At 57.4% G+C, this 16,927-nt stretch carries 16 protein-coding genes; 10 read left to right on the forward strand and 6 right to left on the reverse strand.

The window, feature by feature from the left end:
- Position 1 precedes the first annotated feature (1 nt).
- The 3 genes from Q1A34_RS11890 to Q1A34_RS11900 are packed head-to-tail and all read left to right on the forward strand — an operon-like array spanning position 2 to position 2,513.
- Positions 2-943 (forward strand): alpha-E domain-containing protein, encoded by a 942-nt coding sequence (locus Q1A34_RS11890; RefSeq protein WP_300034022.1) that lies wholly within the window; start codon positions 2-4, stop codon positions 941-943.
- Positions 944-1,741, forward strand: coding sequence for a transglutaminase family protein (locus tag Q1A34_RS11895; protein WP_300034024.1), 798 nt, complete (start codon positions 944-946; stop codon positions 1,739-1,741).
- Between the two features lie 31 nt (positions 1,742-1,772).
- Positions 1,773-2,513: a proteasome-type protease gene (locus Q1A34_RS11900; protein ID WP_300034026.1), complete on the forward strand. Its 741-nt coding sequence runs from the start codon at positions 1,773-1,775 to the stop codon at positions 2,511-2,513.
- A 500-nt stretch (positions 2,514-3,013) separates the two neighbouring features.
- On the opposite strand, the gene Q1A34_RS11905 is transcribed toward Q1A34_RS11900, so the two are convergent.
- Together Q1A34_RS11905 and Q1A34_RS11910 are read right to left on the reverse strand one after the other, a co-directional pair.
- Positions 3,014-3,838, reverse strand: a complete 825-nt coding sequence (locus Q1A34_RS11905; protein WP_300034028.1) for a GNAT family N-acetyltransferase — start codon at positions 3,836-3,838, stop codon at positions 3,014-3,016.
- Positions 3,835-4,524, reverse strand: coding sequence for a GntR family transcriptional regulator (locus Q1A34_RS11910; RefSeq protein ID WP_300034030.1), 690 nt, complete (start codon positions 4,522-4,524; stop codon positions 3,835-3,837). Before Q1A34_RS11910 ends, Q1A34_RS11905 begins: the two co-directional genes overlap by 4 nt.
- Before the next feature lie 225 nt (positions 4,525-4,749).
- On the opposite strand from Q1A34_RS11910, the gene Q1A34_RS11915 reads away from it, so the two are divergent.
- From Q1A34_RS11915 to Q1A34_RS11935, 5 genes are all read left to right on the forward strand, one after another.
- A complete protein-coding gene (locus tag Q1A34_RS11915; RefSeq protein WP_300034032.1) occupies positions 4,750-5,733 on the forward strand; it encodes an ABC transporter ATP-binding protein in 984 nt (327 codons plus the stop codon).
- A gap of 36 nt (positions 5,734-5,769) precedes the next feature.
- The gene (locus Q1A34_RS11920; RefSeq protein WP_300034141.1) at positions 5,770-7,035 is read left to right on the forward strand and encodes an extracellular solute-binding protein; all 1,266 of its coding nucleotides are present in this window, start codon (positions 5,770-5,772) and stop codon (positions 7,033-7,035) included.
- 98 nt (positions 7,036-7,133) lie between these two features.
- Positions 7,134-7,988: an ABC transporter permease gene (locus Q1A34_RS11925; RefSeq protein ID WP_300034034.1), complete on the forward strand. Its 855-nt coding sequence runs from the start codon at positions 7,134-7,136 to the stop codon at positions 7,986-7,988.
- A gap of 1 nt (position 7,989) precedes the next feature.
- Positions 7,990-8,829, forward strand: a complete 840-nt coding sequence (locus Q1A34_RS11930; RefSeq protein WP_300034036.1) for an ABC transporter permease — start codon at positions 7,990-7,992, stop codon at positions 8,827-8,829.
- A 6-nt stretch (positions 8,830-8,835) separates the two neighbouring features.
- Complete coding sequence (locus Q1A34_RS11935; protein ID WP_300034038.1) at positions 8,836-9,474, forward strand: aspartate/glutamate racemase family protein; 639 nt, start codon at positions 8,836-8,838, stop codon at positions 9,472-9,474.
- A 97-nt stretch (positions 9,475-9,571) separates the two neighbouring features.
- Here Q1A34_RS11935 and Q1A34_RS11940 read toward each other — a convergent pair whose 3' ends face one another.
- The 4 genes from Q1A34_RS11940 to Q1A34_RS11955 all read right to left on the reverse strand — a co-directional run bounded on the left by Q1A34_RS11940 (position 9,572) and on the right by Q1A34_RS11955 (position 14,070).
- Positions 9,572-11,170: an amidohydrolase family protein gene (locus tag Q1A34_RS11940; RefSeq protein ID WP_300034040.1), complete on the reverse strand. Its 1,599-nt coding sequence runs from the start codon at positions 11,168-11,170 to the stop codon at positions 9,572-9,574.
- A 9-nt stretch (positions 11,171-11,179) separates the two neighbouring features.
- Positions 11,180-12,469, reverse strand: a complete 1,290-nt coding sequence (locus Q1A34_RS11945; RefSeq protein WP_300034042.1) for a TRAP transporter large permease — start codon at positions 12,467-12,469, stop codon at positions 11,180-11,182.
- Complete coding sequence (locus Q1A34_RS11950) at positions 12,466-13,005, reverse strand: TRAP transporter small permease (protein WP_300034044.1); 540 nt, start codon at positions 13,003-13,005, stop codon at positions 12,466-12,468. Before Q1A34_RS11950 ends, Q1A34_RS11945 begins: the two co-directional genes overlap by 4 nt.
- 66 nt (positions 13,006-13,071) lie before the next feature.
- Positions 13,072-14,070, reverse strand: a complete 999-nt coding sequence (locus Q1A34_RS11955; RefSeq protein ID WP_300034046.1) for a TRAP transporter substrate-binding protein — start codon at positions 14,068-14,070, stop codon at positions 13,072-13,074.
- Between the two features lie 154 nt (positions 14,071-14,224).
- On the opposite strand from Q1A34_RS11955, the gene Q1A34_RS11960 reads away from it, so the two are divergent.
- Together Q1A34_RS11960 and Q1A34_RS11965 are read left to right on the forward strand one after the other, a co-directional pair.
- The gene (locus tag Q1A34_RS11960; protein ID WP_300034048.1) at positions 14,225-15,844 is read left to right on the forward strand and encodes an amidohydrolase; all 1,620 of its coding nucleotides are present in this window, start codon (positions 14,225-14,227) and stop codon (positions 15,842-15,844) included.
- Positions 15,841-16,713: a GTP-binding protein gene (locus Q1A34_RS11965; protein WP_300034050.1), complete on the forward strand. Its 873-nt coding sequence runs from the start codon at positions 15,841-15,843 to the stop codon at positions 16,711-16,713. The genes Q1A34_RS11960 and Q1A34_RS11965 overlap by 4 nt, the downstream gene beginning before the upstream one ends.
- Positions 16,714-16,927 lie beyond the last annotated feature (214 nt).

The following is a 16,927-nucleotide window of genomic DNA, read 5'->3' on the forward strand; positions in this document are numbered from 1 at the left end:
TATGCTGGGAAAAACCGCAGGGGGGCTCTACTGGATGTTTCGCGGGCTGGAGCGCGCCGAAAACACGGCGCGCCTCATCGAGGCTGGGTTTCGTATTGCGCTGACACGCTCCACGGATCCGGCATCAGACTGGCGCTCCGTCATTGTAACATCTGCGCAGCAGGCCGCCTTTGAGGCCCGTTATGATGCCTACACCAGTCAGAACGTCAGTAACTTTCTGCTGCGCGATCCAATGAACCCAAGCTCTGTTTTGTCGGTGATCAAATCCGCCCGTGACAATGCGAGGCTGGTCAGGACGGCACTTACCACAGAGGTCTGGGTGGCCGTAAACGAGACCTGGATGGTTCTGACTGACCTTCTCGGGCACACCATACCGGATGCCGAGCTGCCGCAAACGCTGGAAGCTATCCGACAGCAGTCAGCGCTTGTTCGCGGTGCGCTTTATGGGACCATGCTGCGCAACGACGTTTATAATTTCTGCCGGCTGGGCACCTTTGTGGAACGGGCAGACAGCACCGCACGGATCGTGGACGTTAAATACCATGCGCTTTTACCGTCCCCGGCCTATGTCGGCAGCCGGATGGATAATGTTCAGTGGGAAATGATCCTGCGGTCCGTATCCGCCCACCGGTCATTCCGGCACGCTGTGCAGGATGACTACAATGCGGCCAACATTACCGAATTTCTGATACTGGACCCGCGCTTTCCGAGGTCACTTGCATTCTGTGCGCAGCGCATCACCGAAAACCTTGAGGCTCTGCAGATCGAGTATGGAGATGAAAGCCCCAGCCTCAATGCAGCGCGTGCGCTGCAATCGCGTATTACAGACCGGGATATCGCTTCGATTTTCGACGAGGGTCTTCACGAATTCATCTCACAGACGATCATAGATGTTGCCGCGACCGGATCAACGATCGAGAAGCAATACAGGTTTACCAGTTAGATGCTCATCAGCGTTTCCCATCAGACGACCTACACGTATGAAGCGCCGGTTTCATATGCGCTGCAGCGTATTCGTTTGCAGCCGTGCAATTCGGCGCTCCAGACAGTCCGCAACTGGTCCATTGATGTGGAAGGTGGCACGCTTGAGACACGGTATGCAGACCATCATGGCAATCAGGTAGGACTGATCTGTGCGGAAAAGGGTGCGCAGTCCCTGAAGATCTCAGTAGGGGGAGAGGTTGAAACGAATGATCTGTCTGGCATCCTCGGAAAGGTCTACGGGCGGGCGCCTTTGTGGTATTTTCAGCAACCAACAGCTTTGACAGAAGCCGGTCCTTTGCTTTCGGATCTGGCCGATACGGTTTCGGGGTACGCAAACGAACTTGAACAGTTCCATGCCCTGTCCACGGCCATACTGGACAAAGTGCCCTGGGTTCTGAACGAAACACATTCGGAGACAACCGCAGAAGAGGCGGTTGGTCAGGCCAGTGGTGTTTGTCAGGATCATGCCAACATTTTCGTTGCCGCCGCGCGCAGACTTGGAAAGCCGGCAAGATACGTCAGCGGATATCTGTTCATGGAGGGCCGCATCAATCAGGATGCCAGCCACGCATGGGCGGAGGTGCATATCGGTGATCTGGGGTGGGTCGGTTTTGACGTCTCAAACGGTATTTCTCCCGATGAAAGGTATGTCCGCCTGGCAATCGGGCGCGATGCCCACGATGCGGCACCGGTCAGCGGTTTGCGTATGGGTGAGGGAGACGAGTCTCTGATTGTATCTTTGCAGGTGCAGCAGTAGATCAGGAGCAGAAAAACTGTGGTGACTCACTATGACCTACTGTGTCGGCATGCGGCTGAACCGCGGCCTCGTGTTTATGTCGGACACGCGAACGAATGCGGGTGTCGATAATTTTTCCTCTGCTCGGAAAATGTTCAATTTTAATGTGCCGGGTGAGCGCAACATCACAATAATGACTGCTGGCAATCTGGCGACAACGCAGGCTTTGATCAGCCTGTTACGCGAGCGGAATGAGATTGCGGATGATCGTGACCCTGGGATTCTCAGCCAGCCAACCATGTTTCAGGTAGCCCGTCTGGTGGGTTCGACGCTGAGAGAAGTCATTTCATACAGTACGCCGACTGGCCAGGAATCCTCAGACACTTTCAGCGCATCTGTGATTGTCGGTGGACAGATCAGAGGCGGGCAGCCCACGGTTTTTATGGTCTATCCCGAAGGTAATTTCATAGAAGTGTCAGGAGACACGCCGTTTTTTCAGATCGGTGAGACCAAATATGGCAAGCCGATCCTTGTGCGCGCGTTTGAGCCCGATCTGTCCTTTGAAGATGCGCTGAAACTGCTGCTTGTGTCCTTTGACTCGACAGTGAAGTCAAATCTGTCTGTCGGTCCGCCTTTTGATGTGCATGTCTACGAAAATGACCATTTCGATCAGACGGTGATTTCCCGGATCGAACACGACGACCCGGTCTATCAGACCATCTCCTCCGGATGGGGTGAAGCCCTGAAAGAGGCTTTGGACAGTCTGCCGTCCTACTGCATACAGACGACCTGAGCGTCGGCATCGGCGTCGTTTACCGACAGGCATGCGTAACAACTGCTGTTTGATGCATCGCCGTACACCACGATGATGGAGTATTGAGGTCCTATCAGTGGGCGCGAACCCGCGGGGACTGGTTCCTTCTGGGACCGGCCCCGCGAATGAGACGGCAATGCGTGAACATCATTGGGAGCTGTCGAAGGGCAGATCGAATGCTGGCAGTATGGGCAGACCTTTGCGGCGACGAGGACTGACCGTTGCGAGATGTATCCCTCGCCTGGGACTTTGCCCTGTGCACCTGACAGCGCGTGCGTCAGCTTGTTGCCCTTCGTGGTGCGCAACTCCTTTTGCGTTAGGTCTGTGTGTCCAGCCACTGCCCGAATTCGCTGGCTTGTCTGCATTACCGATCTGAGCGAATAGTCAGCCAACAAAACCGGCGTTAGCGTCATGTCCGCGCTCGGTTTTGAGATGTTGGCGGCGTTCCGGGGCCTCAATAGCCGGGAAACGACTGCCTGTTACCCAAGCTCCAGTGTCGCAACGGCATAAATCGTCCGTGCGGGGGGAGAAAACGGGCCACGATACATGCGCGCTGTGTCAAATCCCGGAGACAAACCGAAGTCTTCACACACGCGGACCAGTTCTGCAGAGGACGCGGGGACGTCAATGACGGTATGGCCCGGAAACAGCCCGGCCGCATGTGTCATCAGACGCCGGGCTGTATCAGGGTTATCCGCAACAAGCGGGCCGATTTTCGCGCCGTTCTGGCATTTCCGTACTGTGCAGAAACCACAACCGGGATCTCCATTGGCAACTATGGTCCGGCGGTTTGGGCCTCCGTCAAACCACGTATGCATATAGTCGGATTTGCGCACGCCGGACGCGTAAGCCTCAAGTTCGATCATTTGAGGGATATCTTCCGGGGTTGCGAACAGGATATCGTCCTGGCGTTCCGGCGTGGGGTGGCCTGAATACCGTGTGGTCTGACCCGCCAGAACAAAACCAGAGGCGGCGTAGTTGGCCTGCTGATCCGGCACTCCGTCCAGGCCAACCGTGCGGTCCTGCGCGTGCACGAGTGCATGTTGCCACAGGCCATAGCCGATGCCCTGTCCGCGAAAGGCCGGTCTGACGATGTAGAGACCCAGAAACGCGAAGTCGTCTGAGTGGTTCACCACAGAAATCGCTGCGACCGTTGCTCCCCCGGTAGTGGCCACGAAAAACCCCGCCGGATCCGCGGCAAAAAACGCCGCGGCGTCATCAAGACCGGGGTTCCAGCCTTCTTCGGCAGCCCAGGACAGGATAAGAGAAAGATCGTCTTGCGTCGCGTTGCGAAAGATACTCATCGGGTCAGCACATCACGCAGGGACACATTGGTTGCTGGTTGTTCGCGCAGGTCGAGCTGTGACACGAGGTCCAGCAAATGCCCTTTCATCAGCTCTTCCGCACTGTCCGCGTCCTGCCGGCGAAACGCGTCCAGCAGGGCGTGGTGTGCGTGACTTTCGCACAGGGCATTTCGCCGGCGCCAGTAGAGTGCAATGACAAGCGAAGAGCGCGACACCAGCTGACAGACAAACGCCTCGATCGTCTTCTGATCTGCGATACGGGCAATATCGCAGTGAAACTCACCCGACAATCTGAGCGCCAGACCTGCCTCATCTCCGGCCAGCGCTGCGTGTTCACGGGCAATATGGTCTTCGAGCCGGGCAATATCCGCAGACGTTGCGCGTTCTGCCGCGGCCCGCGCCGTTTTTGGCTCCAGCAACGCGCGGGCCTCAAAAACCTCGCGCGCTTCTTTGATGGTCGGTTTGGCAACATAGGCGCCGCGGTTGCGTTCAAGAGAGACCAGACCTTCGTGGGCCATGGATCTGAGGGCCTGGCGCACCACTGTCCGGCTCACCCCAAAAATCTCGCCGACCTCATCTTCGCTCAGCTTCATGCCAGGTTGCATCCGGTGATCGTGCACCGCTTCGGTCAGATGCGTCACGATCTCTTCTGCGGACGAAACCCGCGTGCTGACTGAGTCGTTCATTCCAGTTCTCCTGCCCCGGATTAAAAGACCTGCCCGACCAGGACAACAAGTCGTGTGCATGAATTCGCAGGATCGTATACAATATTCGCATAAATTTTAGACAATATTTTCCCAAGCGCTCATTTGCCGGGCGGCGGCAAAGCAAGCCAGCCAAAAGATCCGGAAAATACTTCGGCTTCACCAGCTCTCCGTTCAGTCTTTGTGAAAAGCGGGATGAGACTGTGTATGGACCAGGATCTTGATCTGGAATTTGTCGGCCTGACCAAGCGTTACGGGAAAACGGTTGCTGTCGATGCGATCAGCTACCATTTTGAAACCGGCACTTACGCGTGTCTGCTGGGCCCTTCAGGATGCGGTAAGTCATCGACACTGCGTATGGTTGCTGGTCACGAGAGTGTTTCGGACGGCGCTGTATTGCTTGGGGGGCGCGATATCTCCGCTCTGCCACCGGCAAAACGTGGCACGGCCATGATGTTCCAGAACTACGCGCTTTTTCCCCATCTGACTGTCGCGGATAATGTCTCCTTCAGCCTCAGAATGCAGGGTGTTGATGCCAATAGTCGTAGTGCAAAAGCCGCCGAAATGCTGGAACTGGTGGACATGAGCGGTTTTTCGGATCGTTTGCCGGCGCAGCTGTCCGGTGGTCAGCAACAACGTGTGGCGCTGGCACGCGCGCTGATCACCAAACCACAGGTTCTGTTACTGGACGAGCCTCTGTCCGCTCTTGACCCGTTGTTGCGCATCCGGATGCGTGCCGAGCTGAAACGCCTGCAGCGTGAGCTGGGGATCACCTTTATTCATGTGACACATGGTCAGGACGAAGCGCTCGCGCTGGCGGATGAAATTGTGGTCATGAACAATGCGGTTATCGAACAGGCGGGAAAGACACGTGACGTGTTCGAGGCGCCAAAAACCGCGTTTGTGGCGCGGTTTCTGGGGTCGCACAACGTTATCGCGCTGCCGGAAGGACAGATCGCAGTGCGGTCCGATGCGCTGCGGCTGCGTCCGCCGGAAGGTGCGAAACTGCCTGGCCGCATTACCAATATTGAATATCAGGGAACGCATGTTGCACTGACGGCCATGGTGCCAGGGGATCAGGAGGTCACCGCACTGCTGTCCGACACAGATTTCTTCGGGGATCCGAAGGATTTGGGAGAGGCCGTCGGCCTCGACTGGGAGGCCCGGGCGGCACACGCTCTGACCGCATAAATTAATCCACAACGACAGGGAAAGCTGATGACGACAATTCCAAAGATACGCTATTCGCGCAGGTCCGTGCTGAAGACTGGTGGCGCGGCGGTGGCGGCCGCCGCGCTTCCGGCTCCAATGGTATGGGGACAGGCCATAAAAGATGTGACACTGCGCCAGTTTGGCACCGGGGTGTCCAACCTCAATGAAGTGGCATCAAAGGTCAAGGAAGACCTTGGCTTCAGCCTGGAAATGACCGCGCTGGATTCTGACAGCGTGACACAGCGCGCAGCCACGCAGCCGGACAGTTTTGATATCGCCGACATTGAATACTGGATCTGCAAAAAGGTCTGGCCGACGGGCAATCTGCAGGCAATGGATACGTCCAAAATTGAAAACTACGACAAGATTGTCGGTACTTTCCGATCGGGCAAACTCACACCCGAAAGTGTGATTGCGCAGGGAACTGCACCACACACTGTGGGCTTTACATCCGGTGCAAACGGTACGGATTTTGTTCAGGAAGAATCCGGCTGGATGACCCTGATCCCGACAATCTACAATGCGGATACGCTGGGCATCCGGCCTGATCTGATCGGCCGGCCGATCAGCAACTGGTCTGAATTGCTGAACCCGGAGTTTAAGGGCAAGGCGTCGATCCTGGATATCTCATCCATCGGGATCATGGACATGGCGATGGTCGTGGAATCCATGGGCGAATACAAATACCCGGACAAAGGCAACATGACCAAGGAAGAGATCGACCTGACGCTGGGCATCTTTACCGAGGCCAAGAAAAACGGACAGTTCCGCGCCTTCTGGAAATCGTTCGACGAGAGCGTGAACCTGATGGCATCAGGCGAGGTTGTGATCCAGTCGATGTGGTCACCCGCGATCACGGCGGTGCGCAGCCAGGGGATCCCATGCGTCTACCAGCCACTTGAAGAGGGCTACCGGTCCTGGGGGGGTGGCATTGGGCTTTCCGCGTCGCTGTCAGGTATCGAGCTGGATGCAGCCTATGAGTACATCAACTGGTATCTCAGTGGCTGGGTTGGCGGTTTCCTGATGCGCCAGGGGTATTACTCCGCTGTGCCGGAAACCTCGAAAAACTTCATGACTGAAGACGAATGGGGTTTCTGGTTCGAGGGCAAGGAAGCCAAAGGCGATATCACCAACCCGTTCGGCGATGTGATGGAGAAGGCGGGCGCGGTACGCGATGGCGGATCCTTCTACGACCGGATGGGGGCTGTGGCCTGCTGGAATGCGGTCATGGACGAAAACCAGTACATGGTGCGCAAATGGAATGAGTTCATCGCTGCATGAGTATTGTCGCCGGCTGATGCCGGCGATCTGCCGGGGGGAGGCGCGGCCTCCCCCCGGACCCCCCTGCGGGATATTTCCGGCCAGAAGAAGAACAGAGCATGCTGAGTAACCGACATATTACGGGATGGTTGATGGCCGGGCCGCTGGCGCTGGTGCTGGGTGTGTTTCTTGTGGCACCGGTTGTGATGATCTGTGTGGTCAGTTTCTGGGGGGCAACAGAGTGGTCGATCTATCCGGCATTCCTGTTTGATAACTATGCGTTTTTGTTTTCGTCAGAAGTGACGTACCGGGTGTTTCTGAATACCTTTAAGTATGCAGCGATCACCTGGGCCTTCACCTTTGTCATCGGGTTTACGGTGGCCTATTTTCTTGCCTTTCACGTCCGCAGCCTGACATGGCAGATCGCGCTTTTTCTGCTGTGCACCATTCCGTTCTGGACGTCGAACATCATCCGGATGATCTCGTGGATTCCTTTTCTGGGACGTAATGGCCTGGCCAATTCGACGCTGATGTCATGGGGCGTGATTGATGAGCCCGTTGAATGGCTGCTCTTCAGCGATTTCAGTGTCATTCTGGCTTTTGTGCACCTCTACACACTGTTCATGGTCGTTCCGATTTTCAACACGATGATGCGGATCGACAAATCCCTGATCGAGGCGGCATCGGACGCAGGCGCCAGCGGCTGGCAGACCCTGTGGTTTGTGGTCCTGCCGCTGACCAAACCTGGCATCATGATCGGCACGATTTTTGTAGTGGCTCTGGTCATGGGAGATTTCATCACAGTCCGCTTCATGTCGGGCAGCCAGTCTGCCAACGTCGGGCGGATGATCCAGAATGACATCGCGCTGCTGCAATACCCGTCCGCCTCTGCCACCGCTGTTGTTTTGCTGTGCACTGTACTGTTGCTGATCGGTATCCTTCTGCGCTTTGTCGATATTCGCAGGGAGCTCTGAGATGGAACCCAGACCACGGTCTTTCTATTTTCTGGCCGCATTCTTTGTGCTGTTTCTGGTCTTTCTTTACGGCCCGACCCTGACGATTGGCATCTTGTCTTTTCAGGGCCCGACCGGTGGGCTGACATTCCCCATGCGCGGCGTATCCCTGCACTGGTTCAGAGACCTGTTCGAACAGCAGGCCGTGGGTGATATCTGGGGCTCTTTCAGCCGGTCACTCACGCTTGGGTTCATGGTGATGGTCACCACGGTGGTGGTGTCGGTCATGGGCGGGCTTGCATTCCGCAAACGCTTTGCCGGGTCTGGTCTGTTGTTTTACCTGATCATTACGTCACTGGTGATCCCTTCCATTCTTGTGTCACTGGGCGTTGGTCTGATCTGGTCGCAATCGGGTCTGCCGGTGCACTGGTCAACGTCTGGGTTCGGTGCGCAACTGACCTGGACGCTTCCCTTTGGTCTGCTGATCATGTTTGCGGTCTTCAACCGGTTCGACCGCAGCTACGAGGAGGCCGCGCGTGATCAGGGGGCTTCGCCATGGCAGACCATCCGATACGTTGTACTGCCGATTATCGCACCCTCGCTGATTGGTGTGGCTCTGTTCGGTTTCACGCTCAGCTATGATGAATTTGCGCGTACCCTGCTGACCTCGGGCAGCTATAACACACTGCCTTTGGAGATTTTCGGGATGACGACCAACGTGACATCTCCGGTGCTTTTTGCGTTGGGCACGCTGACAACGGTGTTTTCGCTTCTGGTGATCGGTGTGTTTCTGCTGCTTGCCTGGCTGACCAGTCGCGCCAGGGCCCGCAAAGGCTCGGATGCGGGCAAGGGCATGGTTTAATCCATCGTGAGTATTTTCATTATCAACCCCAACAGCACGGTTGCTATGACCGATGCCATGTTGCTGCAGGCGCAGCTGGCAGCGCCTGACTTGCATTTCACCGGCTGGACATCGCACAAGGGGCCGCCGTCCATCCAGGGGGAGGCCGATGGTATTCTGGCGACCGGCCCGCTCCTTGAGCTTGTCGACAAGGCGACCGGGCAGGGTGCTGCAGGGATCATTGTGGGGTGCTTTGATGACACGGCTCTTGCCGAGGCGGCAAAGGCGGCGATGTGCCCTGTGATCGGATTAGGGCAGGCGGCGTATCACTATGCGGCACTGCGCCAGTGGCGGTTCAGTGTGGTGACGACCCTTGCCGTTTCGGTGCCAGTGCTGGAGAGCAACATTCGGAAGATGGGACTGCAGCACCATCTGGGCCGGGTGCGCGCATCCGATGTGCCTGTCCTGAGCCTCGAAGCAGATCCGGAAAAATCTGGTCGCCTTATCCGCGCAGAAGCGGAGCGCGCCCAGGCGGAGGACAACATCGATGCTGTGGTTCTGGGATGTGCCGGCATGGTAAAGGTCGTGGAGGAAGTGCGCAGCACGCTGAATGTCGCAGTGATCGACCCGGTGGCCTGTGCTGCGCGGTGTTTTCGCTGGCTTTGAGGGCCCTCGCAAGGGCGGGGATTTGAATCAGGCCAATGTGCTGCTGCGGTTTGTGGCGCGGAGTTTCCGTGCCGGTCGCTGGCAAGGGCCCGCCCGGTCAGCCTGAGAATTCCCGGATGACCTGTCCGGCATTCACATCTGTCCGCGCGCCGTTTGACATGGACAGTTTTCCGTTGACCAGAACATGGGCAATGCCAGAGGCATAGCGGCGCGGGTTTTTGGCGGTTGCATTGCTCGCGATATGCGCCGCATCAAAAACACAGATATCTGCCGCATATCCGGGGCGCAGTTTCCCGCGGTTCTTCAGGCCCAGGCGCTCCGCAGGGACGGAAGTGATTTTGCTGATGCCCTCGGCCAGACTGAGAACTGCCCTGTCCCGGACGTAATACTGCAAAAACCGCGCCGCCCAGCCATAACCACTGAGCGAGCCGATATGATCTTTGAGGATACCGTCATTGGCAATGGCAACGGTATCCGAGATGACTGCACATTCCGGTTGCTGCAGGCACAGGTCCAGGTCGCTGTCCCGGAAACTTTTGGATGACCACATGCAGGACATCAGATTGTCGCCCTCCTCCATCAGAATGTCGAGGACGGCGTCATAGGGGTGCGTATTCCGCATACGTCCGATTTCAGCAAAATCTGCGCCCACGATGTCTTTGTTCTCGGTCGCGTTCAGTAGAACGATGTCTTCCCATTTCTCAGCTTTGACGATCAGCCACATGGGTTGAGGGTTGGCTTTGATCCGGGCCCGTGCCTCAGGGTCAGCCAGACGTTTCATCACCTCATCCACTCCGCCCGCCTGTGCCCACTTTGGCAGGATCGCTGCCATCAGCGTGTGGTTCCAATCGTGCGGAATAACGTCAAATGCAATGTCCACGTCATGCTGACGGGCGAGCTCGATCATCTCCAGTGTATGGTTCATGGCATAGTCCGGCGCGCCGAATTTAGGCTGGATATGACTGATCTGAAGGCGCGCACCGGCCTGGCGGGCGGTGGCGATTGCCTCGGCAAATCCGAGATCGTAGTGCGTATCACGGTTGCGCACATGCGTTGCATAAAGCCGCCCGCGTTCTGCGGCCACTTCGCACATCGGGACAAGATGCTCGGGTGCTGCAAGACTGCCAGGGAAGTACTCAAGCCCTGATGAAAACCCACCCGCACCTTCTTCCATGGCCTGGTCAACCAGCTTTGCCATGGCGTCAACATCTTCCGGCTCGCCTGCGCGCAGCGCGTCGCCCAGAACGGCGCGGTGGATGGTGCCGTGTCCGACAAAAGCCATGACATTCACGCCCAGACCAGAGGCGTCCAGCGCATCAAGGTATTCGCCAAACCCAAGCCAGTTCCGGTGTTTTGCCTGATCCGTGTACCAGGGTGACACAGAGCGGATGTCTTTGTGCGAACAGACCGGCGCGCAACTGATCCCGCATTGGCCAATGACCTCTGTGGTGACCCCCTGGTGAACCTGGCTTTCAGCACGGCCGTCCGCAATCAGCGTGAAATCGGAATGCGTGTGCATGTCCACAAAACCGGGCGCCACGGTCAGCCCGCTGACATCGATTGTCCTGTCAGCAGTGCTTTTGCTCAGATCCCCGATTTCGCTGATTTTACCGTCTGTCACGCCAAGATCAGTGACCACACCGGCCGCACCGCTGCCATCAAAAATCTCTCCGCCCTTCAGGATTACATCAAACATGCAGACCTCTTATTTTGCTTCGCCATATGCCCAGTTTGGCAGGAAAAGTGTCAGTTCCGGGAAGAAAATCAGGATCACCATGCCGATGATGTAGGCTAGAATAAACGGCAGGACAGCCACGGATATCCGCTCGATGGAGATACCGGAAATACGTGCTGCCACGGTAAGGTTGGCCCCTAGCGGCGGCGTCAGAAACCCTATTTCGCAGGTGATGACGGTAAAGACACCGAACATGACCGGATCAACCCCCAGCGAAGTGACCAGGGGCAGGAAAACCGCCGTAAAGAGCACAATCTGCGCCAGGCTTTCCATGAACGTCCCGATAAAGATATAGAACACACCGATCAGCAGCATAACGAGGAAAACGTTGTCGGTGATGGATGTGATGCCTTCCTGCACGGCGGTGGGCACATCATAGAAGGCCGTCAGCTGGCCAAAGGCCAGTGTCGGGGTCAGCAAGATCAGAATACCCGTCAGCAACGCTGTAAAACGCAATGCCTCAACGATCTTTCTGGGTGTCAGTTCGCGGTACACGAACAGACCGACAAAAAGCGCATAAAAGACGGCGACGCCCGCGGCCTCTGTGGGTGTGAAAGCCCCGCCATAGATGCCGCCCAGGATCAGTACCGGCGCACCGATGGCCCATTTCCCATCCCAGGCCGCTTTCAGAAACGGGCCCCAGGAAAACGCGGCACCATCGCCACCATATCCGCGCCGCCGTGCGATAATGTAGGTCGTGATCATCAGAAGGATTGTCACCATCAGCCCGGGCAGCAGGCCGGCCAGAAAGAGCCGTGGTATCGAGGTCTCGGATACCAGTCCGTAGATAATCATCAGGTTAGAGGGCGGTATCAGACTGCCCAGAGCGCCGGCACTGGCTGTGATCGCAGCCGCAAACGGGACATCATAGCCGTCCCGCTTCATCGCAGGCACGGTGACGGACCCGATGGCGGCTGTCGTTGCGGGACCAGAGCCTGACAAAGCGGCAAAGAGCATGCAGGCGAAAACAGTCACCAGACCCATAGAGCCGCGATAGGCACCCACAAGATTTGTTGCGATGGCAATCATCCGGTTGGCCATGCCACCCACTTCCATCAACCGCCCGGCAAGGACAAAAAGCGGAATGGTCAGCAGGGGAAAAGGGGTCAGGCTGCCATAGCCGGTCTGGGCCATCAGCGTATAAGGAATGTCGATCAGATAGAGGGCCAGTGCCGTCGTCAGACCCACCGACACGAACAGCGGAATGCCCATGATCGTCAGCACGACAAAGGCAATGGCCAGGATCATCAGCGGGCTCACAGCGGGCGCTCCTGATCGCTGGATGTATCTTCCCATTCTTCTGCCAGCATGCCCGGCAGACCATCTGCACCGTCGCGCCACCATTCGGCATAGGTCTGGAACAGCCTGATCAGCATCAGCCCATAACCTATGACCAGAATGGTCTGCGGATAAAACTGGTTGATCCCAAGGCTCGGGCTGGTCTCGGGGAACCGCCAGAAGATGGCGAGGTATTCCCAGCTTACTTTGAGCATGAACAGGCAGAAAAACGCCCACAGAATGTCAGCTGCGAAAATCACAATCCTGCCGAACGACAGGGGCAGGGCGGCGACCGCTACCATGATACGGATATGGAAACGTTCCCGCACACACAGCGATGCACCCATGTAGACCGCCCAGACCATGCACATGGCTGCGGTCTCTTCGGTCCAGTGCAGGGCCACCTGAAAGACATAGCGGGCGACGACCTGAGCAAAGACGCTCACAGCGATCACCGACAAACAGACGCAGCAGATAAGTTCTTCGAAATGCCGCTCAAGCCATCTGAGTGCTTTCATGACTGCCCCTGTTTTGGATTTTGTCCGGGGCACGTAAACCGGGCCCCGGACGGTTTCAGAACGGCTTTACTCGGCCGCGGCCTGAATGGCTTTCACCAGTTCGACAAACTCCTCGCCGCGTTTCGCAGCAAAGTCGTCCTGAACGGTTTTGGCCGCCAGAACGAAGTCTGTTTTGTCAGGGTCTGTCCGTGCCATGCCACCTTCGCTCACCAGCCACTGGCGCACTTCTTCGGTCTCGTTTGCGACCTGGGCTGCAAATTCCGCACCGGCGGCTTCTGCTGCTTCCATGATCTGTGCGCGCTGCTCATCGGTCAGCTTGCGCATAAAGTTGTCCGAGGCAAAGAGCGGTGCAAAGGACACAAAGTGCTCGAGGATCACAAGGTGCGGTTCAAACTCAAAGAATTTCATGTCGCGGATGAACGAAGTTCCGTTGTCGCCACCGTCAACAGTGCCGGTCTGCAGGGCCGTCGGTGTTTCGGACCAGGCCAGGGGGACCGGGTTCGCGCCAAAAGCTTCAAATGTGGCTATCATCACCTCGTTTTTCGGCACGCGGATTTTCAGACCATCCATGTCAGCCATGGTATTAATGGGGCGTACAGAATTGTAAAAGTCGCGGTACAGCGCCGGTCCAAATGCCAGCATATGTACGCTGGTATCGGCCTGCAGTTTGTCTTTCATCATCTGCCCGACGTCGCCGTCCAGAACACGCGCCAGGTGGGCGTCGTTCTGAAAAATGTAGGGCAGCACTGTTACGTCCATGAGCGGCCAGTGCGGCGAGACGTTGTTGGCCGTGATAAAGAAGCCATCCACTGTGCCCAGCTGCATCGCTTTGAATGCTTCATCCTCGCTCGAGATCTGATTGCAGCAGCGCAGTTTGACTTCAATGGCACCGCCGGAAATCTCGGCGACCTTGGTTTGGAAGATTTTTCCGAAACGGCCATAGAGCGACTCTTCCGGCGCGCCAAAGCCAACGTTCATTGTCACATCAGCTGCTGCCGCCGGCAGTGCCGTCATCGCCACCAGCATCAGCGCCGCTGTGGATTTCAGTACATGTCTTCTGATCATTCTGGACCTCCCTGTCCGATTTGTGTCTGATTTTTCTGTGTTTTCCCCGAGCGGATCACGGGAGTGGCCGCTACGTCAAGGAATTATGTTCCGGTCTGAATGGACTACGGCAGAGGAATGGGCAAAGCTGCGGCAACAAAAACGGACCCAGCACATGAGTGAAATACGCGTTTTCAAAGCCGGCAAGATCATCACTATGGACCGACTGTGTCCGGAGGCGAGCCACGTTGCAGTACGCGATGGCCGCATTCTTGCGGTTGGCGACAGTGACTGTGCCGCTCCCTGGGGGGACGCGGTTTTGGATGACCGGTTTGCAGATGCGGTGCTCATGCCGGGTTTTGTCGAGGGCCACGCCCATCTGATGGCCGGCGCGATGTGGCAGTTCACCTATGTGGGATACCACGACCGGACGGATCCGGATGGCCGGCACTGGGCGGGGATCGATACCGCAGAAGCAATGATTGAACGGCTCAGCTCGGCGGCGCCGCAATCCAATGACAAGGTATTCGGCTGGGGTTTTGACCCCATTTTTCTGTCATCTGAACGTCTGAACAGATCCCATCTGGACCAGGTGTCAGCGAAGCGTCCCGTTGCGGTGCTTTTTTCCAACTTTCATCTAATGTGCGTGAACTCCGCGGCACTTGAGATGGCGGGCTATGACGCAGATACCCCGCTTGAGGGTGTCGTCAAAGGGCCCGATGGTGCGCCAACGGGTGAATTGCAGGAGATGGCTGCAATGTTCCCTGTGCTGCGCCGCATGGGAATCGACTTCCGAACGCTTTCGCAAAGCGAGGCTGCAATCCGCAACTATGGCAAAATCGCTGTCCGCGCGGGCGTAACCACAATGACGGACCTCTATTCCATGCTCGAGGAAGAGGACCTGGAGCTGATGCTGAACATGACGGGGCAGGAGGATTACCCTCTCCGGATCGTACCGGCGCTGGGCGCTGCGGGTGCTGCGTCCGAGGTGGCTGACAAAGCGCTGGCGTTGCGCGCAAGATCCACAGACAAGCTGCGCCTGGGGGCGGTCAAACTCATGACGGACGGGTCTATTCAGGGCTGGACGGCACGGGTGCGCTGGCCCGGCTATGTCGGGGGGCAGCCCAACGGTATCTGGAACACCGCACCAGAGGAAATATTTGCTTTGACAGCGGAAATGCAACGCCGCGGTGTGCAGATGCATATCCATGTCAACGGCGATGAGGCCGCCGAAGTGTCATTGGATGCGCTTGAGGCTGCTGCGCGTGCGCATCCCTGGCCCGGTGCCCGGCACGTGCTCCAGCACTGTCAGATGATGGACAGGGCATTGTTCGAGCGTGCGTGGGAGCTTGGCGTTGCGTGCAACATCTTTGCCAACCATCTTTGGTACTTTGGCGATCAGCACGCCGCACTGACCATCGGGCCGGACCGCGCCGCCAGAATGGACGCGGTCCGCACCGCTCTGGATGCAGGCGTCAACGCTGCTATTCACAGCGACGCTCCGGTGACGCCGCTGGCCCCTCTTTTTACTGCGTGGTGTGCGGTCAACCGGCGCACGATGTCTGGCGCTGTCCTTGGCCCGGAAGAGCGCATTGACGTTTCGGAAGCCCTGGAACTCATTACACTGGGGGCTGCGCGAACACTCCGACTGGACCACGAGATCGGCAGTATCGAACCGGGGAAACGCGCGGATTTTGCTGTGCTCGGCGCAGACCCTGCTGCGGGGGACGGATCTCCGCTCAAAGACATTCCGGTTCTGGGCACTGTTTCCGGGGGCCGGGTGCACCTGCTGTGAACCGTGTGCCTCTGACAGTCATCGGCGGGTACCTCGGGGCGGGAAAAACGACCCTGATCAACCAGCTGCTGAGTGCAGATCACGGGCAGAGGCTGGCTGTTCTGGTCAATGACTTCGGGGCAGTCAACATTGATGCGGCGCTGTTGCAGTCTGCGGACACAGACACAATCGAGCTGACCAACGGCTGCGTCTGCTGCACGATGTCGGGCGATCTTTTCTATTCGATCGGGGACCTGCTGGACCGGAACCCACCTCCTGACCACATCCTGGTTGAAGCCAGCGGCATCGCTGATCCCGCAAGGATTGCTGCGGTATCTCTGGCTGAAAAAGACCTTGTTTATGCAGGTATAATCACTGTCGCAGACGGTGTGAACCTGCGCTTCTGCCTTGAGGATGCGCGTATCTCAGACCAGGTGAGGCAGCAACTGCATTCTGCAGATCTCATTGCGATCAGTAAAACAGACCCGGCAGATGTCGCTCCGCTGCTGAGGCAGGAAGGATATCTGCACTGGACCAGCGTCAGTGATCTGGCCACGATCTGTGCGACAATTTTCGGCCGAACCGATCTGTCGCCCGCTTCGGCGGCTTCCGTTCCCGTGCACCCTGCCTACGTCCACTGGTCAGAGAGCGCGCCACCGGCGTTGTCGGGTGATGCCATCCGGACGCGTCTTGCCAGCCTGCCCGTAGGTCTGCTGCGACTGAAAGCGTTGCTGACGGATACAGGCGGCGGTGGTTGGGAGGTTCATGTTGTGGGCCAGCAAAAAGAAATCCGGGCAAGACCGACGATTGCCTCTGAGGGTATTGTCGCGATCGGACTGAAAGAGGCCCTGTCGCGGGAAGAATTGCGTGACTGGTGGCTGGATACCTGAGGTGTCTGCAGACCGCTGAAGAAATCACGGCGGATCGCTACGCACGTTTCCGGCCGATGATCCGATATGGTGGATACGCCGGATCGCGAAGGAACCTGCCATGCCGAAGCTCTAGCGCTATCGTGTTGTCGGCATGTATCCCGAGCCATAGGGGCAGGGACATAACCAATCCACGATCAGTTTCTGCAAGGTGACCGCGCATTGCGTCGCAACG

Origin of the sequence: uncultured Roseobacter sp. (assembly GCF_947491795.1) — a bacterium.
Classification (GTDB): Bacteria; Pseudomonadota; Alphaproteobacteria; order Rhodobacterales; family Rhodobacteraceae; genus Roseobacter.